Consider the following 25,894-nt stretch of genomic DNA (forward strand, 5'->3'; position numbering starts at 1 on the left):
CCGTCGCTCCCGCGGCCTCGCCCCTCCGCCGCTGGTCACGCGCACCCCACCGGCCGCGCCGGCCCAGGTGGGTCCGGCGAGGTAGCTGCGCGCGGGCGCCTTTGCTCTGCTTCCCCATAGTGGTCACCGCCCAGCCGCCTCCCATAGGGGAGCAGAGCAAAGGCGAGAAGAACGCCAGGGCGTGGAAACCGGCGTAAGCCGGGTTACCCTTCCCGTACTGGCAACCGGAGGGCCGCGGGGTGCGTTACTTCAGTTTGAGCGGCGAGGACCCCTCCTCCCGCGTCGACATCCTCGACGAGGCGGCCCGCCACTGCTCGGTGGCGTTCCGGGCGCGGCCGGCCGACCCTGGCCGCGCGGTCAGCTTCGAGCACCTTGACCGCTACTTCGGCGGGGTCAACGTCACCGAGACCACGCTCGACAACTTCCAGGGCTTCCGGTCCGCGAAGCTCGCGCGGCGCGACCCCACACCCCGGCTGGTCGTGACGCTCTCCTCCGGGCCGTACACGATCGAGCAGAACGACCGCCTGGACCGCCGGCGATCCGGGTCCATGGTGGCGTACTGGAGCCGGGACCCGCTCCGGCTCCAGGCGGACGTGCCGGTCCGGGCCCGGTCGGTCACCGTGACCATGGAGGAGCTGGGTCTGCCCTACCTGTTCCTGCGCGGTGTGATGGTGCGCGACATCGGTGGCAGCCCGCTCGGGCAGATGGTCGCCACCTACCTGGCCGAGCTGGCCACGCTTCCCCCGCTCTCGGAGGCGGAGGCGGCCTCGCTCGCGTACCCGACGATCGAGCTGCTCCGCGCCTTGCTGACCAGCGCGGGCGGCGAACGCGGTGGTCATCTCGGCCAGACGATCGGCATGCGGATCATGCTGCATCTGCGGGCCGCCGCGGGAGACCCGGAGCTGAGCGCCGACACGATCGCCGCGCACTTCGGCATCTCGAAGCGGTACCTCTACGCGGTGCTCGCCCGGATGGACGTCTCGCTCGGCGATTGGATCAGGACCGAGCGGCTCGGCCGGGCCGCGGGCGAGCTGACCGACCCCGCGAACGCGCGCGTGTCGATCGCCGCGATCGGTCGGAGGTGCGGGTTCTCCGACCACTCGACGTTCTCGCGCGCGTTCAAGCGGCGGTACGGGCACAGCCCGTCGGAGTGGCGGCGACTCACCGAGGCCGAGCGGGAGACCGGCGATCGGCTCAGCGGAAGGCCGGGACGCCCCCACCTGCTACTCCCGCAGTCCGATGTTCTCGATCGGTGAGGCGCGGAGCAGCCGGCCGATCGGGAGCACCGTCGTGGTCAGGGCGAGCAGCGACGCCCCGCCGAGCACGGCCGCCCAGCCGAGCGGCGGCACGTACGGGATCGGGTCGCCGGTCAGCGCGTTCACGACCGCGGCCAGGGTCACGGCGGCGATCGCCGCGCCGATGGCCAGCGCGACGCCGAGCAGGCCGCTCTGTTCGGCGTGGACCATGTTCTTGATCTGGCGGCGGGTGACGCCGGCGAGGCGGAGCACGGCCAGCTCGCGGCGGCGGGCCAGCGCGGCGACGACCATGGTGTTCGCGGCCGCCAGGGCGGCGTAGCCGACCATGACGCCGATCAGCAGCTTGTTGAGCCAGGCGCTGATCGCCAGGTCCTCGGCGAGCCGGCCGGTGAGGTCGGCGGCGGGGACCACCCTGCTGGTCGGGTAGCGGGCGGCCAGGTCGGCGAGTGGGGCGCCGGCGTCGGCCCGGATCAGGATCTCGTCGTCGAGGTTTCGGGACGTGTGCCCGGCGACGGTCTCCCGGTCGAGGAGGATGTCGCCGAAGCCCAGCCCGCGCCGGTAGATCGCGGCGACCCGCAGCGTGGCCGGGGTGCCGTCGCCGAGCCACACGTCGACATGTTCGCCGAGCTCCCAGCCCTGTCCCGAGGCGCGGACCGACGACACCGCGATGGTCGCGCCCCTCAGGTCGGCCAGGCTGCCCGCGGTCACGTCGAGATCCATGGTCGCGGCGGCGCCGTCCGGGTCGATCGCGCGGGCCGCGACCGACTCCGCCCCGTCGAAGACCTTCACGATCACACTGGTACGGCGAACGGGGGTCGCGGCCCGCACACCCTGGATCTGCCTGGCCTGGTCGGCCGCGGTGGCGGGCAACCCGGCCGCGGAGACCAGCGCGTGCTCGGCGAGTGTCCCGTCGCGGCTCTGCGCGACCGTCTGCCGTTCCAGGTTGTCCTGGAGAAACCACACCGAGCCGCCGAACCCGACGGCCAGCACCAGCGCGGTCAGGACGGTGGCCATGCCCTGGGCGTTGGCCCGCAGGTTGGCCGAGGCGAGGTAGCCGCTGGCGCCCCAGACCCGGCGCAGCACCGGGGCCAGCAGCCGGGCCGCCGCCCGGTTGATCCACGGCGCCAGCAGCGCGACCGCGGTGACGAACAGGTACAGCATGCCGATCGCGCCGGCCAGCGCGGCCTGCCCGCTCGTGCCGACCGTGAACGCGCTGGACGACGTCGCGCCGACCAGCGCCGCCACCCCGAAGCCGAGGCGAACCCGGCCGCTGCGAGCCGGCTCGACGGCCACCTCACCGAGGGCCTCGGTGGGGCGGATGGCGGTCACCCGGCGCGCGGCGATCAGCGCCGAGAGCACCGCGACGAGCGTCGTGGCGACGACCGCCGCGACGCCGGACAGCACACCGCTGGCCATCGGGAACGCCTCGGGGACGAACCCCCGCGCGACGAGCTCGCCGTGCAGCCAGTGGCTGGCGACGGCACCGGCCGGTACGCCCAGCACCGCGGCGACGCCGCTCAGCAGCGCCGCCTCCGCCATGATCATCCGGCGTACCTGGCCGGGCGTCGCGGCGATGGCGCGCAGCAGTGCGAGGTCGCGGCGCCGGTGCCGGACGGACAGGCCGATCGTGCCGGCGACGACGGCGAGGATGAGCATCGCGACGTACCCGCCGAACGACGCGCCGACGATGACCAGCAACTCCTGGGCGTCCGCGCTGTCCGACCGCTCGGCCAGCCCGCGGTCGGCGCCGGTGTACACCTTCGCTCCGGCGGCCTCGGCCAGCCGTTCCACCGCCGGGGTGAGCGCGGCCCGGTCGACGGCGATGAGGCCGACGGCGTCGACGCGTCCGGGGTGCGGGTTGAGCGCCGCGGCATGGTCGTCGGTGAAGAACACCGCGGCGGGCCCGCTCCCCTGGGCGATCCCGCTGATCCGGTATCGCCGTGGGCTGCCGCCGACCAGCAGGTCGACCTGCTGTCCAGAGTGGAGTGCGCCGGCCGCCCGCGCGTCGAGCACGACCTCGCCGTCGGCGCGTGGCGCCACCCCGGCCAGCAGCCGGTAGGGCGTCAGGGCGGCGCTGCTCCACCCGTGGCCCGTGACCGGCACGGACGCGGCCGCCAGCGGTACCACCGGGATCGAGGTGTCCGCGACGGCGGCGGTGACGCCCGGGAGCTGGCGGATCTGGTCCGCCAGCGTGTCCGGGACGGTGCCGCCCTCGGGCAGCGCCACCGTCGTGCGCTCGGTCTCGCCGTCGAAAGTCTTGCTGGTGAAGGTAATGTCGCGGTGCGCCACGACGATGTCGGCGGCCGCGTACCGCTGGGGCTGCGGCCGGAACAGCAGCCCGGACTCGGTCAGCGTGCCCATGCTCATCAGGATCATGACGCCAGCGGCGAGGGCGACCAGCGTGGCGGCGACGCTGCCGGCACGGTGGCGCAGCATGCGAAGGGCCAGGGCGGTCACCGCTCAGCCCACCCGTCCGGCGCGGCCCAGCGACGCCAGGTGCTCCGCGATGCGGTCGGCGCCGGGCTGCGGCATGTCGGCCACGATCCGTCCGTCCGCGAGGACCACCACCCGGTCGGCGTACGAGGCGGCGACCGGGTCGTGGGTGACCATCACGACGGTCTGCGCGTGCTCGTCCACGATCGCCCGCAGCAGGGCGAGCACCTCCGCCGCCGTCCCGGTGTCGAGGGCGCCGGTCGGCTCGTCGGCGAAGATGACGTCGGGTCGCATGGCCAGCGCCCGGGCGATCGCCACCCGCTGCTGCTGACCGCCGGAAAGCTGCGCCGGCCGGTGCCGCAACCGTGCGCCCAGCCCCACCCGCTCGACGACGTGCGCCAGCCACCGCCGGTCGGGGCGGGCACCGGACAGCCGCATCGGCAGCACGATGTTCTCCTCGACGGTGAGCGCGTTGATGAAGTTGTACGCCTGGAAGACGAAGCCGATCCGGTCGCGCCGCAGCTTCGTCAGCGCGGTCTCGGAGAGCCGGGAAAGCTCGGTGTCGCCGATCCAGGCCCGGCCGGCCGTCGGGCGGTCGAGTCCGGCGGCCGCCTGGAGCAGCGTGCTCTTGCCGGAGCCGGACGGCCCCATCACCGCGGTGAACGTGCCACGCGCGAACGTCGCGTCGACGCCGGCCAGCGCGGTCACCGTCTGGTCGCCGGCAGCGTAGGTGCGGGTGAGCCCTTCGACCCGCACCGCGGGCTGTTCCATGTAGACGGACATCGTGTCTCGCCTTTCCGTGTATTCACTGGTTGACAGCACACGGAAAACGCTATGGCGACTGTGGACGGACAGCCATGCAGCCTACGGGCCAGCGATGGTATAGCAGGCACTACCTCCCTCCAGGGAAGCAGAGCAAACGCATCCCGCGCGCACCTACCTACCCCGGCCGCAAGGCCCGGCGCAGCCGCCGGGGTGAGCGTGACCAGCGGCGAACGGGCGACGCCGCGGGAGCAACGGCCTGGACCACGACGCAAATCGCGGTAGCCCAAATTTTTCCCTCAGGTCTGCGTTTCCTCCAGGTAGCGCAGCACGGCCGTGACCCGCCGGTCGGCGCGGTCGTCCGGCGCCAGGTCGAGCTTGGCGAAGATGCTGCGGATGTGCTTGTGCACGGCGCCTTCGGTGACGAACAGGCGCTCGGCGATGGCGGTGTTGCCGAGCCCTTCGGCCATCAGCGCGAGCACGTCGCGCTCGCGCGGGCTCAGCCGGCTCAGCGTGCTGTCGGGGCGGCTGCGCGACAGCAGCTGGCCGACCACCTCGGGGTCGACCGCGGTGCCGCCCCCGGCCACCCGGTGCAGCGCGGTGAGAAACTCGTCGACCCGGCCCACGCGTTCCTTCAGCAGGTAGCCCAGCCGGGCCGCGCCGCCGGCGAGCAGCTCGGTCGCGAAGGTCTGCTCGACGTACGCCGACAGCACGAGCACGGCCAGGCCGGGGCGCCGGCGCCGTGCCTCGACGGCGGCGACGATCCCCTCGTCGGTGTGGGTGGGCGGCATCCGGACGTCCACGATGGCCACGTCCGGCGCGTAGGCGTCCACGGCGGACAGGAACGCGCCGGGCGAATCCGTGGTGGCGACCACGTCGAGCGACTCGGCGCGCAGCAGCAGGGCCAACCCCTCGCGCAGCAGTGGATCGTCTTCGGCGATCACGATCCGCATGGCAGCTCCACCTGTAGAGTCGTCGGCCCACCGGGTGGGCTGGTCAGCGAAAAGCGGCCGTCGTACGCCTCGACCCGCCGGCGGATGCCGGCGATCCCGGAGCCGTCGGCCTCCGCGGCGCCGCCGTGCCCGTCGTCGTCCACCCGCAGCAGCAGCCGGTCGCCGGCGCGGCGCACCGTGACGGTGGCGGTGGCGGCGCCGCTGTGCTTGGCCACGTTGGACAGTGCCTCGGCCACCACGAAGTAGGCGGTGGCCTCGACCGAGACGGCACACCGGCCGGTCACGTCGACGTCGACCCGGCAGGGCACGCCGCTGCCGCCGGCCAGGCCGGTCAGGGCGGCGGCGAGCCCGCGGTCGGCCAGGACCGGCGGCAGGATGCCGCGCACGACGGTGCGCAGCTCCGCGAGGGCCTGCTCGGCGGCGTCCTGCGCCCGCTCCAGCACGTCCGCGGCGACCGCCGGATCCCGAGCCAGTGCCCGCCGGGCGGCGCCGAGCAGGACGTTGACCGCCACCAGCCGGTTTTGGGTGCCGTCGTGCAGGGAACGCTCGATGCGGCGCAGCTCGGCGGCGTGGGCGTCGAGGGCCGCCGCGCGCGTGGCGGTCAGCTGCGCCACCCGCAGCGACAGGTCGGTGCCGGCGGACGGTGGCAGCAGGCGGCGCCCCGGCCAGGCCTGCAACCGCGCCAAACCCGGCCCGAGGCCGACGACGACGGCCAGCCACCCGACGCCCATCAGCCCTACCGCGAGCGCGTCCACCAGCCCGTCGATCCGCCAGTACACGATGCCCGGCCCACCTGCCTCGGGCGGCAGCAGCCAGTACCACAACGGGAACGTGAGGAACTGCAACGCGTACAGCGGCAGCGCGAGGCCCAGCAGGCCGATGACGAACCCGCACGTGGCGTGCACGGCCACCCACCCGAGCTCACGGCGCACGCCCGCGTCGCGCAGGGCGGCGCGCAGCCGCTCCGGCACCGGTGCCGGGCCGATCACCTCCGGACCCCACCGGGTCAGGCGGGCGCGCTCCCGGTCGGCGATCGCCCGCACCATCCGCAGCGCGGACGGCGCCAGCAGAAGCCCGACGCCCGCGGCGCAGGAGACGGCGACCGCGACAAGCGCCACCAGCGCGGCCAGCGCGAGCAGCGCCGTGCCCAGCCCGCCGACCAGATGCTCCAGGGCGTCGACGGAGACGTGCGCGCGGTGCCGCAGATAGCGCCGGATCGTCATCCCACCTCCCGGCCAGTGACCTTAGGGCACCGGTCGCGCTCCAGGCGAGATTTCCGGCCGAGAAGTACAGCCTGCTATACCCCGGTCCGCGTGCTGGCTGGATCGTCCCCCGGCCCGGTGTGTCCCTAGCGTCAGTCACATGAACGATCCGTATCGCATCTCTCCCGCATCCGAGCACCGCCGCGACCGAGGGCTGCTGCGCCCCGTGCTGTGGCTGCTCCTCATCGTCAGCGCCGCGGCCAACGCGGTCACCTCGGCCAGCGGGCTGAGCCCGGTCGCGGGCGTCGCCTTCGGCGTCGTCACGCTCGCCTGCGTCACCGCGCTGACCGTGCACCACTACCGGAATCGTCCATAGAGGAGAGTGGAATGTCGTCGAAAGTACGCGTCATCGGAGTGGCGGCCGCCGTCGCCGCGCTGCTCGGCGTGGGCGTCCCGGTCGCACAGGCCCAGACGCCGGCCGGCGCCGCGTCGGGCTGGGCCGGCATCGTCCGCGAACCCGTGTCGATCCGCATGGAGAAGGGCTGGACGTCGAAGGGCGAGCTGACCTACCCGCGCGGCTCGGGTGGCCGCCTGCCGCTGGTGGTGCTGCTGCACGGCAGCGGCGACAACGACATGAACGAGACGCTGCCGGAAGGGGCGGGCTCGATCTTCGTGCCGGTCGCCCAGGCCGCCAACCGCGAAGGGTACGCCGTCCTGCGCTTCAACAAGCGCGGCGTCACCGACGTCGGGCCGGTGCTGTCCGACGACGAGGCACAGCTCAACCCGCCGAAGCCGTACGAGCAGATCCTGCGTGACGCGGCGTCGGTCGTGCGCTTCGCCACCACGCTGTCCAAGGTGGACCCCGCGCGGATCGTCCTGCTCGGACACAGCGAGGGCACGCAGGTCGCCAGCAACCTCGCCGCGAACCCGGCGGCCGCCGGCATCCCCGAGCCGGCCGCGGTGGTCGCGATGGGCGTGGTCGGCTCCAACATCCGCGAGCTGATCACCTATCAGCTCTTCGGCCGCCAGCTCGCCCAGCTGCACGAGGAGTTCGACGTCGACGGCGACGGGCAGCTCACCGACAGGGAGTCCACCGACGGTCTCGTCGGGCAGCCGGACGAGGTCGTCACGCTCTACCGCGAGGTGCTCACCCGCGGCGCCGACCGCAACCGGGACGGTAGGCTCGCCATCGACGCGGAGGTCGGCCCGATCCTGCGTAAGAAGAGCGGCATCGACAACTATCCGAACGCGACGGGCATCCCGCCGGACATCGCCGCCTACCTCGTCGACATCGACCGGTTCTCCGACGTGTCCGAGGACCTGCCCAGGTTCGACGGACCCACGCTGCTGCTCAACGGTGAGAACGACGTGCAGACCCCGGCGCGTTCGGCGCTGATCGCGGACGCGGCCATCGCCAAGGCCGGGCGCACCGACCACACGGTCATCACGTACCCGGGGGTCGGCCACGCCATGAACGTGACGTCCAAGTTCAACGGCGCGTACGGCGAGCCCGACGCGGCCGTGCTGAAGGACATCCGGCACTGGCTGCGCGACCACGACTGAGCACCCGGTCCTGGGTGGACGGCCGTCAGCAGAGCAGGCGGGCGTCCGCCCAGTCGGCGTGGTCGTAGTCCTTGCCGTCGCCCGCGTCGGCCACGACAAGGCGCAGCGTCGTGCGGCCCGCGACGTCGACGTCGACGAGGACCGGCGACGCCGCGGTCACGGTCGGGCTCGTGTAGACGGTCGTGCCGTCGGCCACCAGGGAGAACACGGCACTGCCCCGGCCGGCGGTCTCCGCGTCGATGCCGGCCACCGCGGTGAAGCGGCTGCACCCGGCCACCCCGATCGCCAGGTCGGCGGCGGCGTGTACGCCGATGCCCTTTGGATAGAAGGCGCCGTTGACCGCCTGCACGCCGCCGTCGGAGGTGAGCTGCTCGCCGTTGGACTGGTCGCGCTCGGCACTGCCCCAACCGTTCGTGGACGACGACCAGGCGCGGTCGGAGGCGAACGAGCCGGCGCCCGAACCGCCGCAGACGAGCGTCGGGCTGCCCCAGTCGGCATGGTCGTAGTCGATGCTGTCGCGCGCGTCGGTCGCGCGTAACTCCAGGGCCAGATAGCCGCCGGTGGAGACCGCGAGTGTCGTCGGCGCCTGTCCCCCGCCCTTCACGACGGTGTGTCCGAGCAGCCGCCCGTCGCCGTAGACGGCGAAGCGCACCGAGCCGTTGCCGCCGCTCTCGGCGTCGACACCGACCCGCGTGCTGAAGGTGCGGCACGCACGGCCCAGGAAGACGTGGACGGCGGAGTCGGCGTGGGCTCCGATCCCCTTGGCGAACGTCGTGCCGCCGACGCTGATCGGGCCGCCGTCGCCCGCGCCCTGCTCCCCGTTGGACCGGTCGCGCTCGACCGGACCCCACCCGTTCGACGACGCGAGCCAGCTCATGTCGCCGACCTGGAGCGTGCCGGACGCCGGCGGCGCGGCCAGCGAGCCGGCGCGGGTCACCCGGTACATCACCACGCCGTGCGCGGGCACCGTCGCCGAGATGGCGCCGGCCGAGGTCGACGTGGCCTTCGACCACAGGTCCTTCACCGTGTACTGGCTGGAACCGCCGATCCCGACGCCGGCCGCCGTCGTCGCGACCGTGGCCGGCGCGCCGGTCCGGTTGAACAGCACCACGGCGGCTGACCCGTCGCTCATCGGCTTGGCCCACACCTCGGTCTCGCCGAAGTCGGCCACCCGGCGCCCTTGCGAGCCACCCCAGTCCTGGTTGACCGCCAGCACGTCGCGGTTGGCCACGATGGAAAGTGTGCTCGCGGACATCGAACGCAGGTCGTTGCCGAGCAGCATCGGCGAGGAGAGCAGCGCCCACAGCGAGAAGTGCGCCGTGTACTCCGCCTGCGTCATGCCGCCGTTGCCCACCTCGAGCATGTCGGGGTCGTTGTAGAAACCCTTGCGGGCGAACACTTCGAGCCCCGCCTGCTGGTCGAGGATCGAGGTCACGCTGCCCCACGAGTCGCTGATGTCGCCGGTCGTGCGCCAGGCCACCCCGCCGACCGTCGGGCCGAACAGCCACGGGTCGGCGAGGCCCCAATTGCAGATGCTGTACACAATGGAGCGTCCGGTGGCCCGCAGCGCCTCGCCCATGGCCCGGTAGCGTTCGGCGTCGGGCCTGTTCTGGTGGTTGCAGTTGTCGTACTTGAGGTAGTCGACCTCCCAGGAGGCGAAGGTCTGCGCGTCGACGGTCTCGTGGTCGAGGCTGCCCGGCAGACCCTGGCAGGTGGCCGTGCCGGCCGACTCGTAGATGCCGAGCTTGAGCCCGCGCGCGTGCACGTAGTCGGCGAGCGCCTTGATGCCGCCCGGAAAGCGGGTCGGATGTGGCTGGAGGCGCCCCTGCGCGTCGCGGGTGCTGGCCATCCAGCAGTCGTCGATGTTGACGTAGGTGTAGCCGGCCTCGCGCAGCCCGCTGCTGACCAGCGCGTCGGCGGTGGCCTTGATCAGGTTTTCGTCGATGTCGCAGCCGAACCGGTTCCAGCTGTTCCAGCCCATTGGCGGCGCGGCGATCGGACCCGGTGGCGGGGTCACCGCGGTGGCGCCTCCGGTGCCGGTCGGACCGGCGACGGCGGTGAGACTGGCGGCCGCCACGAGGATGGCGAGCGTTGCGGCGCGGCGTACGAACATCCGGACCCCCAGGACAAGAGAGCGCTCTCACACAGAGAGAACACTAAATAAAGTTAACCGTCAATACCTCCTTGCCCGAGCCGGTATCGTGGCCGGGGGACGACGGGGAGGCGAGGTGAGGTTTCTCATCCTGGGGCCGGTGAAAGTGGTGGATGGCGATCGCTCGATCGTCCCGACCGGCCGGCGACAGGCGACGGTCCTGGCGCTACTGCTAGCCAACGCCGGCCAGGTGATCCCGCTGGAGCGCCTGGTGGACGCGGTCTGGGATGACGACCCGCCGGCGACCGCTCGACGCCAGATCCAAAACGACGTATCGGCGCTGCGCCGCGCGCTGTCCGGCGGCGGCGCACGGGATTCCACCATCGTCAGCGACGGTCGCGGATACCGGATCGTGCCGCGCCCCGGCGAGCTGGACGCCCAGGTCTTCACCGACCTCGTGGCCGAAGCTCTCGACCAGGCCGGCCGGGCGGAGTCCACGGCGGCGGCCGCGAAGCTGAGATCCGCGTTGCGGCTGTGGCGCGGGCCCGCCCTGTCCGGCCTTTCCGGGCCGGCGATCGACGCGGTCGTGCTGCGCCTGGAGGAGCAGCGGCTCACCGCCGTCGAAGAGTGCTTCGACCTGGAGCTCGGCCTCGGCAGGGCTCGGGAGCTGGTGGGTGAGATCGCCGAGCTGGTCGCCGCGCACCCGCTCCGCGAGCGCCTGGTCGGGCAGCTCATGCTCGCCCTGCACGGCTCCGGCCGGCAGTCCGAGGCCCTGGCGGCGTACGACCGGCTGCGCGTCCGGCTCGCGGACGAGCTGGGCCTGACCCCGGGCTCGCCGCTCCAGCGGCTGCACACCGCGATCCTGCGCAACGAGTCCGAGGTGTGGCCGCGGTCCGAGACGCCCACCCCCGCCGGCGACGACGGCCCCGCACCGGAGATCCCCGCACAGCTGCCCGCCGACGTGCCCGGCTTCACCGGACGGGCCGACCACCTGCGCACGCTCGACGAGCTGCTGCCGGGACACCCGGGGCGAGCGGCGAGCACGGTGGTCATCTCGGCCATCGCGGGCACGGCCGGCGTCGGCAAGACCGCTCTCGCGGTGCACTGGGGCCACCGGGTCCGCGGCCGGTTCCCCGACGGGCAGCTGTACCTCAACCTGCGCGGCTTCGCCGGCGAAGCGCCGGTACGCCCGATCGAGGCGCTGGCACACATGCTGCGTTCACTCGGCGAGCCGGCCGAGCAGATCCCGGTCGACGTGCAGACGGCGGCCGGCCGATACCGGTCGCTGCTGGCCGACCGCCAGATGCTGGTGGTGCTCGACAACGCCGCCAACGCCGACCAGGTCCGCCCGCTGCTGCCGGGCAGCCCCGGCTGCCTGGTGCTGGTCACCAGCCGGGACAGGCTGACCGGTCTGCTCGCCCGTGACGGCGCCGAAAGCCTGCCCCTCGACGTGCTCAGCCCGGACGAGGCGCACGCCCTCCTGGCCGCGGTCCTCGGGCCGGACCGGGTGGCGGCCGAGCCGGCGGCCGTCGAGGAGCTGGCCCGCACCTGCTCCTACTTGCCGCTGGCGTTGCGGGTGGCCGCCGCCAACCTGATCTGCCACCCGTGGCCGAGCGTCGCCGACTACGTCACCGCGCTGCGTGAAGGCGACCGGCTGAGCGCGCTGGACGTCGACGGCGACGAGCAGACCGAGGTACGCCGCGCCTTCGACCTGTCGTACCGGACGCTGCACCCCGACGCCCGGCGGGCGTTCCGGCTGCTCGGGCTCGCTCCCGGGCCGGACATCACCGTCGAGGCGGCGGCGGCGCTCGCCGGCACCGACACGGCGCAGGCCCGCCGCCAGCTCGACAGTCTGGTCGCCGTCCACCTCGTCAACCATCCGGTCCTGGGCCGGTACAGCTGCCACGACCTGCTGCGCCACTACGCCGCCGAACGCGCCCACGCCGAAGACTCCGGCCACGACCGCCAGGCGGCGCTGCGGCGCCTGCACGACTGGTACCTGAACGGAGCCGACAGCGCGGCACGCATGCTGTACGGGCAGAGCATGCGGCTGCCGATGCCGGCCGTCGACGTGCCGACCCCGGCCGCCATGGCCGACGAGGCCGCCGCGCTCGCCTGGCTGGACGCCGAACGCGCCAACCTCGTCGCCGCGATCCGGCACGCCGCCGCGCACGGGCCCCGGTCCGGCGCCTGGCTGCTGGCCGACGCGCTGCGCGGCTACTTCTGGCTGGGCATGCACATCGTCGACTGGCAGGACGCGGCGAAGACCGCGCTGACCGCCGCCGAGGCGGAGGGCGACCTGCGCGCCCAGGCCGCCCTGCACCTCAGCCTCGGCGACTCCCACTACCGGCAGGGCCGGCGCGAGCTGGCCATCGCGCTGTACGAGCCCGCGCTGGCCCTCGCCGAACGGATCGGTTGGGCGCAGTGCGAGGCCGCCGCCACCTGCCAGCTGGGCGTCATGCACCGTGACTCGGGGCGGCTGCGGGACGCCGTCGACTACCTCGAACAGGGTCTGAAGCTGTGCCGCGCGAATGGGTGGCGGTTTGGCGAGGGGGTCACGCTGATCCATCTCGGACGCGCCTACCTGCACATGGGTCGGCTGGAGCGGGCGAGCGAGTGCTGCGCCACGGCGCTGACCATCAACCGCGCGATCGGATCGAGGCTCGGCGAGGCCACCGACCTCGGCTACCTCGGCGAGATCCGGCACGCCCAGGGCCGCCTCGACGAGGCGATGGAGTACCTCACCGAGGCACTGCCGCTTTTCCAGGAGCTGGGCGACCGCACCAACGAGGCGACCACCTTGCGCGTCCTGGCCGCGGTGCGGTGCGACGTCGGCGCCGTCGACGAGGCGGCACGGCTCGGCCAGAGCGCGCTGGCGTTGACCCGCGAGCTCGGCGAGCGCCGGATCGAAGCCGAGATCCTCAACACCCTCGGCGCCCTCGCCCACCGCACCGGCCGGCATGACGACGCGGCGCGACACCACGAACGGGCGCTGGCGCTCGCCCGCGAAACCGGAGACCGGCACCCGGAGGCGCTGGCCCTCGTCGGCCTCGCCGGTGCGTTCCGCGCGCTCGGCCGGCACGACGAGGCTCTCGACCACGCCTCGCGCGCCCTGGCGATCGCCCGCCAGCTCGAGTACGGGCTCGTCGAAGAACAGGCCCAAGCGCTCGTCGACGGGTGACCGCCCTCCCGCGTACCGGCGAGCCGGCACTCGGGAGGGCGACCACGATCAGGTGGCGAAGACCCGCCGCCGCGGGGTCTTCCTAGAGTCCACAGTAGAGGCCTCGCGACGACGTGATCACGACCTCCGACGTGTCGAACAGACCGACCAGGTCCACGTCGACGATGCTGCATCCTTCTGAGACGCGACATCCCGATCTTCCTCCTCAGTGGACGGACAGACTCTCAGCATCCGCGCGGAGGTTCACGAAACCGAATCATGCCGAACCTGTGAACGCCGCCGCCTACCGTGCGAGAAAGCGGAGGGCCCGGCCGGCTGCGCTCAGCCGGCCGGGCCCGTCAACGCGACAATCCGCGTCGGCGGTGGTCACCAGGTCAGTGGGAGGGTGGCGATGAAGGTGCCGAGCTGGTTGGCGATGACCTGGTGGTCCTGGCGCGACGGGTGCCAGTGGCAGCCGAGCAGGTCCAGGCCGGACTCGCCGTACGAGAAGTGGCGCACCCGGCTGTCGCCCTGGGTGTTGCGCTCGCGGACGACCTGCTGGGTGGCGTCGCTGAACGCGGTGGTGTTGCTCATGTAGGCGGAGACCACGACGATCACGGCGTTGGCGCCGTACCGGGCCCGTAGCTTGTCGATGAAGCCGTGGTACGCGGTGCGGTACGCGGCGATCAGGCTGTCCGGCGTCCACGGCTCGCCGGAGTTGATGGCGGTGGAGAAGTCGTTGATGCCGAGGCCTACCACGACGAGCTGTGGCCGCCAGCTGGCCGGCACGGGCCAGACGTCGCCGTCGACGGCGAGCAGCGCGCGGTCGTAGTAGGTGCGGTAGCTGGTCCCCGGTTCGCCGCCGTTGTAGTTGCGGACCATGCCGCGGCCGGAGAAGGCGTTGAGCTGGTAGTCGGCGTTGAGGCGTTTGGCGGTGATGGCGCCGAAGGTCTGGTCGGCGTTGGTGGTGCGGTTGACCTGGTCGCCGGTGCAGTCGCGGGTGGTCGACATGTTGCCGTAGCCGGCCGTGTGCGAGTCGCCGATGAACTCGATCTGCCGGGTACGCGCGGCGGGCTTGGCCAGGACCGCGCCGCCGGGTGCCGCGACGAAGCCGCCGAACGCGCTGGTGGCCCACGGGCTCTCGCCGCGCTTGACCAGGCGCACGGAGTGTTCGGTGTTGCCGAGGCCGTTGACCCAATGGGTGCCCTGGGCGGGGGTCACGAGCGTCGCGGCGGTCGCGCCGTCGACCTGGATCTCGTAGTCGCTGTTGGGGTCGTTGAGCACGACGCCGACACCGGTGCCGCGGACCCGACCCTCGAAGTAGACGCCCGGCCAACTGAACTGCGCGGTGTCGCCGGCCACCTTGACCCGGCCCGCCGTGTGCACCGAGGCGAGGCCGGTGGGAGGCGCGGTCGTCGGCGGCGCGCTCGTCGGCGGTGCCGAGGTCGGCGCGGAGGCGGTGGGGGTGACCGGGCCGTTGCAGGTCACGCCGTTGACCGTGAAGCCGGTGGCGAGCGGGTTGGTGGACGTCCAGGCGCCGATGAAGCCGATCGAGACCGTCGCGTTGGTGGCCAGGTTGCCGTTCCAGGACATGCTGGCGGCCGTGACGTGGCCGCCGGACTGGGTCCAGGTCGCGTTCCAGCCCTGGGTGAGCCGCTGACCGGCGGCCGGGAAGTCGAAGCCGAGCGTCCAACCGGCGAGCGGGTCGCCGAGGTTGGTGATCTTGACGTCACCCTGGAACCCGCCCTGCCACTGGCTGGTCACCGAGTAGTTCACCCGGCAGCCCGCGGCCGCGGCGGACGCGCTCGGCAGCACGGCCGCCGCGAGCCCGACCGCCACCGTGCCGGCCGCCAAGGCGGCGATGGAGCGCTTCATCCCGTCTCCTCGCATTGAAGATCTTTGCTGGAAGCGCTCCCAGTTTCACCGTTCGTGTTAACGCCTGTCAATGCGCTGAGTCGAGACCCACTCGCAGCGCCGTGGCGACCTCACCCGCGGCGGCGAGCTGCTCCGGTGTGAGCGCGTCGACGAAAAGCTCGCGAACGGCGCGCAGATGCGGATAGGTCGCGGCCCGGAACGCCTCACCGCCGGCCGGGTTGAGCACCACCTCCGCTCCCCTGCTGTCGGTGACGCAGTCTTCGCGGCGGATGAGCCCGCGCCGCTCCATCCGGCCGAGGTGGTGGGACAGGCGGCTGCGCTCCCAGCCGATGGCCGCCGCCAGGTCGGAGGAGCGCATCCGCGTGCCCGGCGCCTCGCTGAGCGCGAGCATCACCGCGTAGTCGCCGGGCGACAGCGAGGTCTCGCTCTGTAGCCGGGACGCTATCTCCGACCGCAGCGTCTCGGCGGTCTCGATGAACTCTCGCCAGACGCGCAGCTGCTCCTTCGTCGGCAGCTGGCGTCCCCTCCGGCGGGGTGTGTCCTGCGCCATGGGTCCTCCTTGTTGACGCGTCAACCACATGATACATAATTGACGTGTCATCTACTTGCGAGGAGCTTCTCATGTCCGACCTGGAGTTCGGCCTCGACACCTTCGGCGACGTGCCGGAGGACGACGCCGGCACCCTGCTGTCGCACGCCGCCGCGATCCGCCAGGTCGTCGACGAGGCGGTGCTGGCCGACGAGCTCGGCGTCGACGTCATCGCGCTGGGCGAGCACCACCGGCCGGAGTACTCGATCTCCACCCCGGAGACCGTGCTGGCCGGGATCGCCACCCGCACCGAGCGGATCCGGCTCGCGTCCGGCGTCACCGTGCTCAGCTCGGACGACCCGGTCCGGGTGTTCCAGCGCTTCGCCACAGTGGACGCGCTGTCCCGTGGCCGCGCCGAGGTCATCCTCGGGCGCGGCTCGTTCACCGAGTCGTTCCCGCTGTTCGGGTACGACCTGCGCGACTACGACAAGCTGTTCGAGGAGAAGATCGAGCTCTTCGTGAAGCTGCTGGACGAGAAGCCGGTCACCTGGAGCGGCACCGTGCGCCCCGCGCTCGACGCCGCCGACGTCTTCCCCAAGACGGAGTCGGGGCGGCTGAGCACGTGGGTGGGCGTCGGCGGCTCGCCGCAGTCGGTCATCCGCACCGCCCACTATGGACTGCCGCTCATGCTCGCCATCATCGGTGGCCCGCCCAAGCGCTTCGCCGGATACGTCGACCTGTACCGGCGCGCCGCCGAGCAGTTCGGCACCACCGCGCACCCGGTCGGCATGCACTCCCCCGGCTTCGTCGCCGACACCGACGAGGAGGCCAAGGAGGTGTTCTGGCCGCGCTACCGGGTCATCCGCGACCGCATCGGACGCCTGCGCGGCTGGCCGCCGGTCCGCCGCGAGGAGTTCGACGCGGACGTCGAGCACGGCTCCCTCTACATAGGATCGCCCGACACCGTGGCCCGCAGGATCGCCCGCACCGTCAAGGATCTCGGCGTCGGCCGGTTCGACCTCATCTACACCGCGGGAACGCAGCCGGCCGGCGCCCGCATGCGCGCCGTCGAGCTCTACGGCGGCAAGGTGATCCCGATGGTCCGCGACATCCTTGGCGGATGACGTGACGACCATCGGCATCCTCGGCGCCGGCAAGATGGGCACGGTGTTGGCCAGGCTCGCGCTGGCGGCCGGCTACCGGGTGCTGGTAGCCGGCTCCGGCGACCCGGCGAAGATCGCCCTCACCGTCGAGGTGCTCACGCCCGGCGCGGTCGCCACCACGGCCGCCGACGCCGCGGCGCGCGCGGACATCGTCGTGCTCGCTCTGCCGCTCGGCAAGTACCGGGGCCTTCCCGTGGAGGCGTTGCGCGGCAAGCTCGTCCTCGACGCCATGAACTACTGGTGGGAGGTCGACGGCATCCGCGACGACCTCACCGACCCGCGTACCTCGTCGAGCGAGACGGTCCAGGCGTTCCTGCGCGGCGCACGCGTGGTCAAGGCGTTCAACCACGTCGGCTACCACGACGTCGAGGACAAGGCCCGCCCCGCGGGACAGCCGGGGCGCGTGGCCGTCGCGATCGCCGGCGACGACCCGGACGACCTCGCCACGGTCGCCGACCTCGTCGACAGGTTCGGCTTCGACCCGGTCGTCGCCGGCCCGCTTTCCGCGGGCGTCCGATTCGAACCGGGTACCGAGCTGTTCGGCGCCGACGTGGACGCCGAGGAGGTGCGCGCCCGGCTCGACCGCTTCCCGAGCTCCGCGCGCGGGCGGACCGTCGTCCGCGCCCGCATGTCGCCTATCTCACGCCGCGCCACATGATCCGCCGGGCGTAGGCTCGGATCGGCGTAGTTGATACGTCAACTTCAATGGACGGAAGGGGCCACGACCATGGCTACCGTCAGGTTCGAAAAGGCCACCCGGGTGTACCCGGGCACCACCCGGCCGGCCGTCGACGCGCTCGACCTGGACATCGCGGATGGCGAGTTTCTTGTGCTGGTGGGTCCGTCCGGCTCCGGCAAGTCGACCGCGCTCCGGATGCTCGCCGGGCTGGAAGACGTCGACGAGGGCGCCATCTTCATCGACGACCGCGACGTCACCAACCTGCCACCCAAAGATCGGGACATCGCCATGGTGTTCCAGAACTACGCCCTCTACCCGCACATGACGGTGTACGAGAACATGGCGTTCGCGCTCAAGCTCCGCCACACGCCCAAGCACGAGATCGCGGAGCGGGTGAAGAAGGCCGCGGCGCTGCTCCAGCTGGAGGAGTACCTGGACCGCAAGCCCAAGGCGCTCTCCGGCGGCCAGCGCCAGCGGGTGGCGATGGGACGAGCGATCGTGCGGCAGCCGCAGGTCTTCCTGATGGACGAGCCACTGTCCAACTTGGACGCCAAGCTGCGCGTGCAGACCCGCACGCAGATCGCGACGCTCCAAGCCGACCTCGGCATCACCACTGTGTACGTCACGCACGACCAGGTCGAGGCGATGACCATGGGACACCGGGTGGCTGTGCTGGACGGCGGCGTGCTCCAGCAGGTCGACACCCCGCGGGCGCTGTACGACCGGCCGGTCAACGTGTTCGTCGCCGGGTTCATCGGCTCGCCGGCCATGAACATCAAGGCGGTGCCGCTGACCGACGAAGGTGGCGTGTTCGGCGGCATGGTGGTGCCGCTGACCGCCGAGCAGGTCGCCGCCGCCCGCGCCGACGGGGCCGCGCACGTGCGGGTCGGGTTCCGGCCGGAACACACCGAGCTGGTCGGCGCCGACGACGGCGGCATGCCGATCAAGGTGGAGCTCGTCGAGGAGCTCGGCTCGGATGCATACGTATACGGCACCGTGGCGCTCGAGGGACACGACGAGCGGTTCGTGGTCCGGGTCGAGCCGCGACGGGCACCGCAGATGGGCGAGGTCGTCTACGTCAAGCCTCGCGTCGGCTCACACCACGCTTTCCACGCCACCACCGGCGAACGGCTGTAACTAAAGACCTTTCACCGAAACCCCCGGCCGTCCACTGCCAGCTCCGCGAGACAAGCCCCGCCGGGGTCTTCGCGAGCCCTACCTCCCGCGATCCTGACGCAGGGTAGCCACCCAAAGGGGGCCAGACTCGAGATCTAGGAGACTTAGGGCTGAAATAGCGCCCCAACTCTCCTAGATCTCGAACGTCGCGCCGCGCACACCGCCGCAGCGGTTACCCGCCGCGACGAAACCCCTGTTGCTTTCCGGATCGCCGATCCGGGAATAGACATTGTGGACAAACGTCGACCACCGGCGCGACCAACAGCGGACGGGTGAGGCCGCGGGAGCAACGGCACGGACCACGACGCACATCGCCGTAGCTCAAACCTCTGTCTAAATAGGGCCGAAGCCACCCTGACCCCGAAAGGTCTCCAGAGCCTTGAGGACCGCTCGAAACGGGTATCCCGGATTCGCGTCAGCCGCGGACCGCCGCTCCCGCCGGAGACCGCTGCGGCCGGCGGCTCGCAGCACTCGCCGAAACCCCCGCCCTCCGCTGCCACGCCCGCGCGGCAAGCCCTAGTGAGGACACGACTGGTGGAAGCCTTCACGGACCGGCTGCGGCTGGTCCGTCGGGAAGGCTGTCGACTAAACGGCGCAAGGGCCCGGCGCAGCCGCCGGGGTAAGCGTGACCAGCGGCGGACGGGTGAGGCCGCGGGAGCAACGGCACGGACCACGACGGGCATCGCGGTAGCTCACATCTTTTGTCCAAAGAGGGATCCAGAGGCCAGAGCAACCCCGACTCCGAAAGCTCTCTAGTGCGTCGGCCGGCTTCGCCGGCTCGGGTGAGCGTTGGTGGCCACCGCGCTAAAGACCGGCCTGGACCCGCACGGTCTGGATGGCCTCCGCGATCTCCGCGTCGGTCAGCTCGACCCCGGGCCCGGGCCGCACCACCCAGCGCACCTCGCCTTCACCGCCGGCCGGCCGCCGCGCCGTCAGCCACCCGACCCGCACGAGCGTGGTCGCCCTGATCCGCTCGCGCGCGAGGTCGAGCAGCCGGCGGGCGCCCGGCGAGCGCAGCACCAGGTCGGGCGCCGCCGCCAGGCTTACCAGGTGGAGCTCGCCGCGGTCGGCGTCCCAGTCGGCCCGCTCGACCTCGTCCCAGCCGAGCCGGTGCCAGGCCGCGAACCCGCGATCGAGGTCCTGGTAGTGGACCGCGCCGGCGGTGGCGACCACCCGCCGCCTGGTCCCGGCGTCGCGCTCGCTCAACAGCACCCGCTCGCCCTTGGACAGCGCGGGACGCCGCCGACCGGCGGCTGCCGTGGTCACGCCCCACAGCCGGATGGAGGGCAGGTACGCGCGCATCGTCAGAGAACCCATGGTGACCTCCACCGAGAGGTGTTTGATGCTTCAACTACCTGGCGTCAACTCCGCCGCGTCCGTACGCATTCCCCCACTGCGGTTCAGTGGCCGGTTCCGTGGTGAACACGGATGTGGATCCGCGCCGCCCGACGAGAAGCTGATCTCATCAGCCACTCGTTAGGAGACAAGCCATGCACTCGCTCGCGGATGTCAGCGTGAACCCCGTCGCCGTCGAGAACCAGCGGCGTGAGCTGCGGTTGACCCTCAACGGCGTACTCTGGGCGCTCCAGATCCTCTGGGGCTTCTTCTTCGCCGGCAGCGGCTTCGGCAAGGTACTGCTCTACGACGCGGTCCTGTACGCGGAAGCGCCTCGGGCCGCCGCCTGGTACGCCGCGGTGCCGCAGCCGCTCATCGTCCTCATCGGGGTCTGCGAGGTGCTCGGCGGCATCGGCCTGATCCTGCCGGCCATCACCAGGGTCAAGCCGAAGCTGGCTCCGCTCGCCGCCGCCGGTCTGGCGCTGACGATGGTCCTGGCCGCCGGCTTCCACATCACGCGCGGCGAGTACGCGCTGGTGCCGGCGAACCTCGTCCTGGGAGCGGTCGCCGCGTTCATCGCGGTGGGACGGTCTGGCCACCGGCCCATCGCGCCGGCGCCGCCCACGACCCGGCGCGTGCTCACGTCGCTCGCGGTGCTCGTGGTAATGGTGCTGACCACGATCGTTCCGACCTGGTACACGATGACCCACGCCCAGTTCTGAGCCGTCTCGCTCCACGGCGCCGGCACGTCGATGGTCTCGACGTGCCGGCGGCTTCGCCGGCGCGGATCCCGGCTCAGACGACGTCGTACGTGAGGTGGGTCGCCGTCGTGGTGGCGGTAACGCTCCGCCGCACCAGCGTGCGCGGCGCGCCGCCGGTGAACAGCGGCGTCCCGGCCCCCAGCACGACGGGCGCGAGGTGCAGCGTCAGCACGTCGACAAGTCCAGCCGCGATCGCCGAGCCGATGACGGCGCCACCGCCCATCAGGACGACGTCGAGGTCCTGGCCGCTGGCCGACGACGCCTCCTCCGCACGCCGGCGCGCCACACCGATGGCGTCGGACAGACCGGTGGTGACGAACGTCCAGTCGAGGTTGGTGAGCCGCACCGACTCCGGCGGCGCGCTCGTCACGACGACGAACGCGGGCTTGCCGACCTCGCCGGCGCCGTAGCCGACCTCGTCGTCCCAGCCGCCCGGCCCGTCGACCACATCGAAGAGCCGCCGGCCGAGGACGACCGCGCCCGAACGGGCCGTCGCCTCGCGCAGGACCCGGCGATCGTCGGGGTCGTCGGAGAACGCCCAGGTGTGCAGCGCCTCACCCCCGGTACCCAGACCGTTGTCCGGGCCCGGGTCGGGCCCGGTGACGAAGCCGTCGAGGGAGACCGAGATGTCCGCGATGATTCGAGTCATGTCGGGTAAGACGCGATCCGCCAGGCGGACTCATCGCTCGCGGTGGTCATCTCACCCGCACCGAGAACTCGTTACCGTCGGGATCGGCCAGCCACACGGCGCCGTCCGGACCGGCTGGGAGGCGGGTGGCCCCCAGCGACACCAAGCGGTCGACCTCGGCCTGCTGGTCGTCACCGCCTGCGACGAGGTCGAAGCACTGCCGGTTTTTCCCGACCTTCGGGGCCACGGGCGGGCCTCCCCACGCGACCTTGGTGCCGCCGTGCGGTGACTGGATCGCGGTCTCCTGGTCCTGGTCCCACACCAGGGGCCAGCCCAGCGCCTCGCTCCAGAACAGGCCGACCTGCCGGGTGCCGTCGCAGGCCAGCTCACCGAGCAGCCCGCACCCGGCGAGGAAGGCGTTGCCCGCTTCGATCACGCAGAACTCGTTGCCCTCGGGATCGGCCAGCACGACGTGGCCCTCCTCGGGGAGCTGTCCGACATCGAGGTGGGCGCCGCCGAGCCCCAGCGCCGCCGCCACCTTGTCCTGCTGGTCGGCGTCGGTGTCGCTGGTCAGGTGGAGATGCATACGGTTCGGCCCGGCGTTCTCACCGCGGCTCGGGACGAACCGGAGGCCGAGCTGGGTGTCGTCGCCGGGCAGGAGCGCACCACCGGCGTCCTCGACGACCTCCCGGCCGAGCATGCCGGCCCAGAACTCCGCCAGCCGAGCCGGGTCGTGCGCGTCGAAGGTCACCGCCAGCAGTCGCGAAATCATCACCGCACCGTAGACAAGGGACAGCCAGACGACAAGGAACCGAGCCGGCGCCTGCGGTATCCAGAAAGGCGCGGCCGCGCCCGGGGCTGGTCGCGCCGTGACGCTACCGTCGAGGTCATGGCACAGGTGATCCACGACCGACGTGAGCAGCTACGCCAGATCCGGAGCGGCCTCCTCGACGGCGAGGAGGTCATCGCCGTCTACGACGCGATCGGTGCCGGCACCGGCTTCATCGGCCTCACCACGCGGCGCGTCATCATCCAGGACAAATCGTTCGTGGGCAAACGCGTCGCGATCACCAGCATCCCGTACCAGAAGGTCACGAGCGTGAGCGTCGTGAGCAACAAGTCATGGGGCGGCGAGTTCTTCTCCACCGGCTCCATCGCGATCAACGTGGGCACCCACACGTACGAGGTGGAGTTTCGCGGCGCGCAGAAGGCCCACCACGTACACAACGTGATCCTGCATTACATTTCCTAACAGTGCGTCCAGAACGTGTGCGGCAACGCCTCGAGGTCCGTGGCGGCCGACTCGAAATAGCGCGCGACAAACAACAGTCTGGCCGCAGCCTGGTCCCCTTCGTCGGCCATCCGGCGGATCGCCGCGGCTTGACGGCGGGCCCGCCGCACGATCACCGCTCCGAACGCCGCCCGGTCTCCCTGGTACCCGTACGCGTCCAGCAACAGATGCAGGCGTCGGGACCGGCCTGCGAAGTCGTGGAAGCCCAGCGGCTCGACCGCCTCCGGCGGGCACAGCGGCACCCACCACAACGCGGACAGCGCCAGATCGAACTCCCGTGAGGACGGGCCCGCCGCACCCCAGTCGCAGAAGCCGACCAGCCGGTCACCGTCCACCACCGCGTTGTACGGCGCGGCGTCCTGATGGCCGACGATCAGGCCCGGCCGCACCGCCTCACCGATGAACCACCGCTCCCCCGCCGGCGGCACGAAGCTCGCCGTCGCGTCGTGCAGCCGCCGCAGCCAGCGACCGACCTGGACCAGGATCGACTCCGCGGAGACCCACCGCGGCCACGGAATCCCTTCACCGACCGTGTCGCCGGGCAGATAGGTGACCATCTCCCGGCCCTGGTCGTCGAAGCCGAGCGCCCGCGGAGCGCCGTCGAACCCGACACCCTCCAGGTGTCGCAGCAGCGCGTGCACCGTCGCCGTCGACGGCGCGGCAGGCTTGTGGACCACATCGCCGATCAGCACGGCGCCCGTGGTGTGACCGCCCGACAGCCGCACCTCACCCATCCGTCGTGTCTACGCCAGACGCCCCGACGATCGGAACCGATTTTCCGCCGGGCGCCGCCGCACCTCGGGCTCGGCGGTCACGGCTTGTGGTAGGCGGTCCAGCTGTTTCCGTCGTCGCCCACGTAGTAGTACACCAGGTATACGACACCTTCCCGGCGCTTCGCGGTCAGCTCCGGCCCGTCGCCCTGCGTCTGCCTGCCGCCGAACTCCTCGAAGCGCATCGTCACACCGGACGCCGCCTCGCGGACCGTCTCGATCTCCCAGGTACCGCTGCCGTCGAGCCGGTCGCGCGCGGGGTCGAAACCGTCGGGCACCATGGACGCGAACGCCTCGCGCGGGAGGTCGGCCGCGGAAAACCTGCCGTCCTCGGCGAAGGTGATCGTCCGCGACGCGCCGCTCTGCCAGGTGCCCACCACGTCGGCCGGCTTCAGGACCACCGACTCGCCGTAGTCGGTCAGCGCCTCGCCAAGGCCGCAGGCACCCACAAAGACCACGAGCACCGTGTACAACAGAACCCGCCGCATGGCCGCCCATTATCGCGGGCCCTCGGAGGCGGACGCGACCGCTCAGAGGCGGTCCAGGACAAGCTCGTGGATCGCGTCGAGGAGGTCGTTGTCGCGCTCGGAGTGTGCGGTGACGGTGACCGCGGCGCGGCGGCGCGGGCTGATCACGGCGTACCCGGTCGTCCGACCGAAACCGATGTACGGCATCCGGCACACCCTCCCGATGGACCACGATGCCGTACGTCGAGGCGGCGTTCCCGATCGGCCTCGACGAACTCCCGCAGAAGATCATTTCCCACCCCGGAAGGATACGAGCGCCCACCCTGCGCCTGAGTGGCCGGTCAGCCCATCTGGGACTTGACGTGGTCGATCACCTTCTTGAACTCTTCGGTCGGCGAGAAGTCCACGTACTCGCAATCCTCGAGGGCCTCCGGCACGTGACCGGGGGGCCAGTAGAACGCCTGCCCCTCCTCGTAGATCTGGTCTCCTTCTTTCGTCCGCATCCGCAGCCGGCCCTTGAACAGGTATCCCCAGTGCGGGCATTGACACATGTCATCGGGCAGCCCTTTGACGGCCGGCGTCATGTCGGTGCCCTGCGGGAGCCGGACGAACGCGACGGTCAGGTCGCCGCCGACCTCGCGCATACGCAGTTCCACACCGCCACCCTCGATCGCCAAGGGCGTCTCGTTTCGGGTCATCGCAGTCATGGTTCCTCCACAACCCATCCGCGCGGCAGCCTGGTTCGCGCGGCTACCTTCCACGCTAGGTACGAAGCGGCCGGCGGTCTGAAGATCGCCAAGATTGCCGAGGCCTAAGCTGCGTGGCGTGGACGGTCTGACGGTTCCGGCGGATTTCAGCGGCGTGATCTCGGTGGACCGCGCCGGCGGGCCGTCGTCGCGGCGGGCCTACGGTCTGGCCAACCGGGCGTACGGGGTGCCAAACCGGGACGACACCCGCTTCGCGCTCGCCAGCGGTTCCAAGGGTTTCGTCGCGGTCGCCGTCGCGAGCCTGATCGAGTCGGGCGACCTGCGGCTGGACACGACCGCCCGGTCGATTCTGGGCGTGGACCTGCCGCTCGTCGCCGCCGACGTCACCGTCGAGCAGTTGCTGGCGCACCGGTCGGGCATCGGCGACTACCTCGACGAGGACGGCGACTTCGAGCTCACCGACTACGTCCTGAGCGAGCCGGTGCACCGCCTGGACCGCACCGAAGCGTTCCTGCCCATGCTCGACGGCCGTCCCACGGTGTTTCCGGCCGGCGAGCGGTTCAAGTACTGCAACAGCGGATACCTGGTGCTCGCTCTCGTCCTCGAACGCGTGAGCGGCATGCCCTTCCACGACGTGGTCGCCGCGCGGGTGTTCGGTCCGGGCGGCATGGCCGACACCGCCTACCCGCGCTCCGACGAGCTGCCGCCGAACACCGCTACCGGCTACCTGTACGCCGACGGCTTGCGCAGCAACGTGCTGCACCTACCGGTACGAGGCAACGGCGACGGCGGGGCGTACAGCACGGTGGCGGACATCAGCACGTTCTGGCGCGCGCTGTTCGCCGGCGCGATCGTGTCACCGGCGTCCGTGGCCGACCTGGTCCGCCCGCGCACCGAACGGGCCCACAAGGATTTCGGGTACGGGCTCGGCTTCTGGCTGCGGCCGGACGGGCGCGTGCAGCTCGACGGCCACGACGCCGGGGTGTCGTTCCGCTCTGTCCACGACCCGGACACCGCCACCACCTGGACCGTGGTCTCCAACTGGTCGGGCGGCGCCTGGCCGGTCGCGCGCCAGCTCATCCGGTGACGCGC

At 71.8% G+C, this 25,894-nt stretch carries 24 protein-coding genes; 10 read left to right on the forward strand and 14 right to left on the reverse strand.

Annotation, left to right across the window (positions count from 1 at the left end; genetic code table 11):
• Positions 1-239: 239 nt before the first annotated feature.
• Positions 240-1,256: a helix-turn-helix domain-containing protein gene (locus ACTMTJ_RS14365; RefSeq protein ID WP_441216877.1), complete on the forward strand. Its 1,017-nt coding sequence runs from the start codon at positions 240-242 to the stop codon at positions 1,254-1,256.
• Here the strand turns inward: ACTMTJ_RS14365 and ACTMTJ_RS14370 are convergent.
• The 4 genes from ACTMTJ_RS14370 to ACTMTJ_RS14385 all read right to left on the reverse strand — a co-directional run bounded on the left by ACTMTJ_RS14370 (position 1,224) and on the right by ACTMTJ_RS14385 (position 6,627).
• On the reverse strand, positions 1,224-3,713 hold the full coding sequence (locus ACTMTJ_RS14370; protein WP_441216878.1) for an FtsX-like permease family protein: 2,490 nt from the start codon (positions 3,711-3,713) through the stop codon (positions 1,224-1,226). The genes ACTMTJ_RS14365 and ACTMTJ_RS14370 overlap by 33 nt on opposite strands.
• A gap of 3 nt (positions 3,714-3,716) precedes the next feature.
• Positions 3,717-4,472 carry an ABC transporter ATP-binding protein gene (locus tag ACTMTJ_RS14375; protein WP_441216879.1) on the reverse strand — a complete coding sequence of 252 codons (756 nt, stop codon included), beginning with the start codon at positions 4,470-4,472 and terminating at the stop codon, positions 3,717-3,719.
• A gap of 278 nt (positions 4,473-4,750) precedes the next feature.
• Entirely contained in the window at positions 4,751-5,404 is a 654-nt protein-coding gene (locus ACTMTJ_RS14380; RefSeq protein WP_441216880.1) for a response regulator, read from the reverse strand.
• Complete coding sequence (locus ACTMTJ_RS14385; protein ID WP_441216881.1) at positions 5,392-6,627, reverse strand: sensor histidine kinase; 1,236 nt, start codon at positions 6,625-6,627, stop codon at positions 5,392-5,394. The genes ACTMTJ_RS14380 and ACTMTJ_RS14385 overlap by 13 nt, the downstream gene beginning before the upstream one ends.
• A 139-nt stretch (positions 6,628-6,766) precedes the next feature.
• Between ACTMTJ_RS14385 and ACTMTJ_RS14390 the strand changes: the two genes are divergently transcribed.
• Complete coding sequence (locus ACTMTJ_RS14390) at positions 6,767-6,982, forward strand: hypothetical protein (RefSeq protein ID WP_441216882.1); 216 nt, start codon at positions 6,767-6,769, stop codon at positions 6,980-6,982.
• Between the two features lie 11 nt (positions 6,983-6,993).
• The gene (locus ACTMTJ_RS14395) at positions 6,994-8,169 is read left to right on the forward strand and encodes an alpha/beta hydrolase family protein (protein ID WP_441216883.1); all 1,176 of its coding nucleotides are present in this window, start codon (positions 6,994-6,996) and stop codon (positions 8,167-8,169) included.
• Between the two features lie 25 nt (positions 8,170-8,194).
• Here the strand turns inward: ACTMTJ_RS14395 and ACTMTJ_RS14400 are convergent, their stop codons facing one another.
• Positions 8,195-10,282, reverse strand: coding sequence for an NPCBM/NEW2 domain-containing protein (locus ACTMTJ_RS14400; protein ID WP_441216884.1), 2,088 nt, complete (start codon positions 10,280-10,282; stop codon positions 8,195-8,197).
• A gap of 139 nt (positions 10,283-10,421) precedes the next feature.
• Here ACTMTJ_RS14400 and ACTMTJ_RS14405 point away from each other — a divergent pair, with 139 nt between their 5' ends.
• Entirely contained in the window at positions 10,422-13,442 is a 3,021-nt protein-coding gene (locus ACTMTJ_RS14405) for a tetratricopeptide repeat protein (protein ID WP_441216885.1), read from the forward strand.
• Positions 13,443-13,808: 366 nt separating this feature from the next.
• Here the strand turns inward: ACTMTJ_RS14405 and ACTMTJ_RS14410 are convergent, their stop codons facing one another.
• Together ACTMTJ_RS14410 and ACTMTJ_RS14415 are read right to left on the reverse strand one after the other, a co-directional pair.
• A complete protein-coding gene (locus ACTMTJ_RS14410) occupies positions 13,809-15,296 on the reverse strand; it encodes a cellulose binding domain-containing protein (protein ID WP_441216886.1) in 1,488 nt (495 codons plus the stop codon).
• A gap of 67 nt (positions 15,297-15,363) precedes the next feature.
• Entirely contained in the window at positions 15,364-15,846 is a 483-nt protein-coding gene (locus tag ACTMTJ_RS14415) for a MarR family winged helix-turn-helix transcriptional regulator (RefSeq protein WP_441216887.1), read from the reverse strand.
• 71 nt (positions 15,847-15,917) lie between these two features.
• Between ACTMTJ_RS14415 and ACTMTJ_RS14420 the strand changes: the two genes are divergently transcribed.
• The 3 genes from ACTMTJ_RS14420 (at position 15,918) to ACTMTJ_RS14430 (ending at position 18,804) form a co-directional block, all read left to right on the forward strand.
• Positions 15,918-16,949 (forward strand): LLM class flavin-dependent oxidoreductase, encoded by a 1,032-nt coding sequence (locus tag ACTMTJ_RS14420; protein ID WP_441216888.1) that lies wholly within the window; start codon positions 15,918-15,920, stop codon positions 16,947-16,949.
• 1 nt (position 16,950) lies between these two features.
• A complete protein-coding gene (locus ACTMTJ_RS14425) occupies positions 16,951-17,646 on the forward strand; it encodes an NADPH-dependent F420 reductase (protein WP_441216889.1) in 696 nt (231 codons plus the stop codon).
• Positions 17,647-17,715: 69 nt separating this feature from the next.
• Positions 17,716-18,804: an ABC transporter ATP-binding protein gene (locus ACTMTJ_RS14430; RefSeq protein WP_441216890.1), complete on the forward strand. Its 1,089-nt coding sequence runs from the start codon at positions 17,716-17,718 to the stop codon at positions 18,802-18,804.
• Between the two features lie 843 nt (positions 18,805-19,647).
• On the opposite strand, the gene ACTMTJ_RS14435 is transcribed toward ACTMTJ_RS14430, so the two are convergent.
• Entirely contained in the window at positions 19,648-20,160 is a 513-nt protein-coding gene (locus ACTMTJ_RS14435; protein ID WP_441216891.1) for a hypothetical protein, read from the reverse strand.
• Positions 20,161-20,333: 173 nt separating this feature from the next.
• Here ACTMTJ_RS14435 and ACTMTJ_RS14440 point away from each other — a divergent pair, with 173 nt between their 5' ends.
• A complete protein-coding gene (locus ACTMTJ_RS14440; protein WP_441216892.1) occupies positions 20,334-20,900 on the forward strand; it encodes a DoxX family protein in 567 nt (188 codons plus the stop codon).
• A gap of 73 nt (positions 20,901-20,973) precedes the next feature.
• Here ACTMTJ_RS14440 and ACTMTJ_RS14445 read toward each other — a convergent pair whose 3' ends face one another.
• Entirely contained in the window at positions 20,974-21,588 is a 615-nt protein-coding gene (locus tag ACTMTJ_RS14445) for a dihydrofolate reductase family protein (protein WP_441216893.1), read from the reverse strand.
• 46 nt (positions 21,589-21,634) lie between these two features.
• Positions 21,635-22,339 carry a VOC family protein gene (locus ACTMTJ_RS14450; RefSeq protein WP_441216894.1) on the reverse strand — a complete coding sequence of 235 codons (705 nt, stop codon included), beginning with the start codon at positions 22,337-22,339 and terminating at the stop codon, positions 21,635-21,637.
• 117 nt (positions 22,340-22,456) lie between these two features.
• On the opposite strand from ACTMTJ_RS14450, the gene ACTMTJ_RS14455 reads away from it, so the two are divergent.
• Positions 22,457-22,819, forward strand: a complete 363-nt coding sequence (locus ACTMTJ_RS14455; protein WP_441216895.1) for a PH domain-containing protein — start codon at positions 22,457-22,459, stop codon at positions 22,817-22,819.
• Here the strand turns inward: ACTMTJ_RS14455 and ACTMTJ_RS14460 are convergent.
• From ACTMTJ_RS14460 to ACTMTJ_RS14475, 4 genes are all read right to left on the reverse strand, one after another.
• Positions 22,816-23,592 carry a phosphotransferase gene (locus tag ACTMTJ_RS14460; protein ID WP_441216896.1) on the reverse strand — a complete coding sequence of 259 codons (777 nt, stop codon included), beginning with the start codon at positions 23,590-23,592 and terminating at the stop codon, positions 22,816-22,818. The two genes, ACTMTJ_RS14455 and ACTMTJ_RS14460, sit on opposite strands and share 4 nt — an antisense overlap.
• 77 nt (positions 23,593-23,669) lie before the next feature.
• A complete protein-coding gene (locus ACTMTJ_RS14465) occupies positions 23,670-24,116 on the reverse strand; it encodes a hypothetical protein (RefSeq protein ID WP_441216897.1) in 447 nt (148 codons plus the stop codon).
• Between the two features lie 42 nt (positions 24,117-24,158).
• Complete coding sequence (locus tag ACTMTJ_RS14470; RefSeq protein ID WP_441216898.1) at positions 24,159-24,302, reverse strand: hypothetical protein; 144 nt, start codon at positions 24,300-24,302, stop codon at positions 24,159-24,161.
• 134 nt (positions 24,303-24,436) lie between these two features.
• On the reverse strand, positions 24,437-24,793 hold the full coding sequence (locus ACTMTJ_RS14475; RefSeq protein ID WP_441216899.1) for a hypothetical protein: 357 nt from the start codon (positions 24,791-24,793) through the stop codon (positions 24,437-24,439).
• 127 nt (positions 24,794-24,920) lie between these two features.
• On the opposite strand from ACTMTJ_RS14475, the gene ACTMTJ_RS14480 reads away from it, so the two are divergent.
• Positions 24,921-25,889 (forward strand): serine hydrolase domain-containing protein, encoded by a 969-nt coding sequence (locus tag ACTMTJ_RS14480; protein ID WP_441216900.1) that lies wholly within the window; start codon positions 24,921-24,923, stop codon positions 25,887-25,889.
• The last annotated feature ends 5 nt before the right edge of the window (positions 25,890-25,894 follow it).

The sequence above is a fragment of the Phytohabitans sp. LJ34 genome (assembly GCF_052068095.1).
In the GTDB taxonomy this organism is placed as follows: Bacteria; Actinomycetota; Actinomycetes; order Mycobacteriales; family Micromonosporaceae; genus Phytohabitans.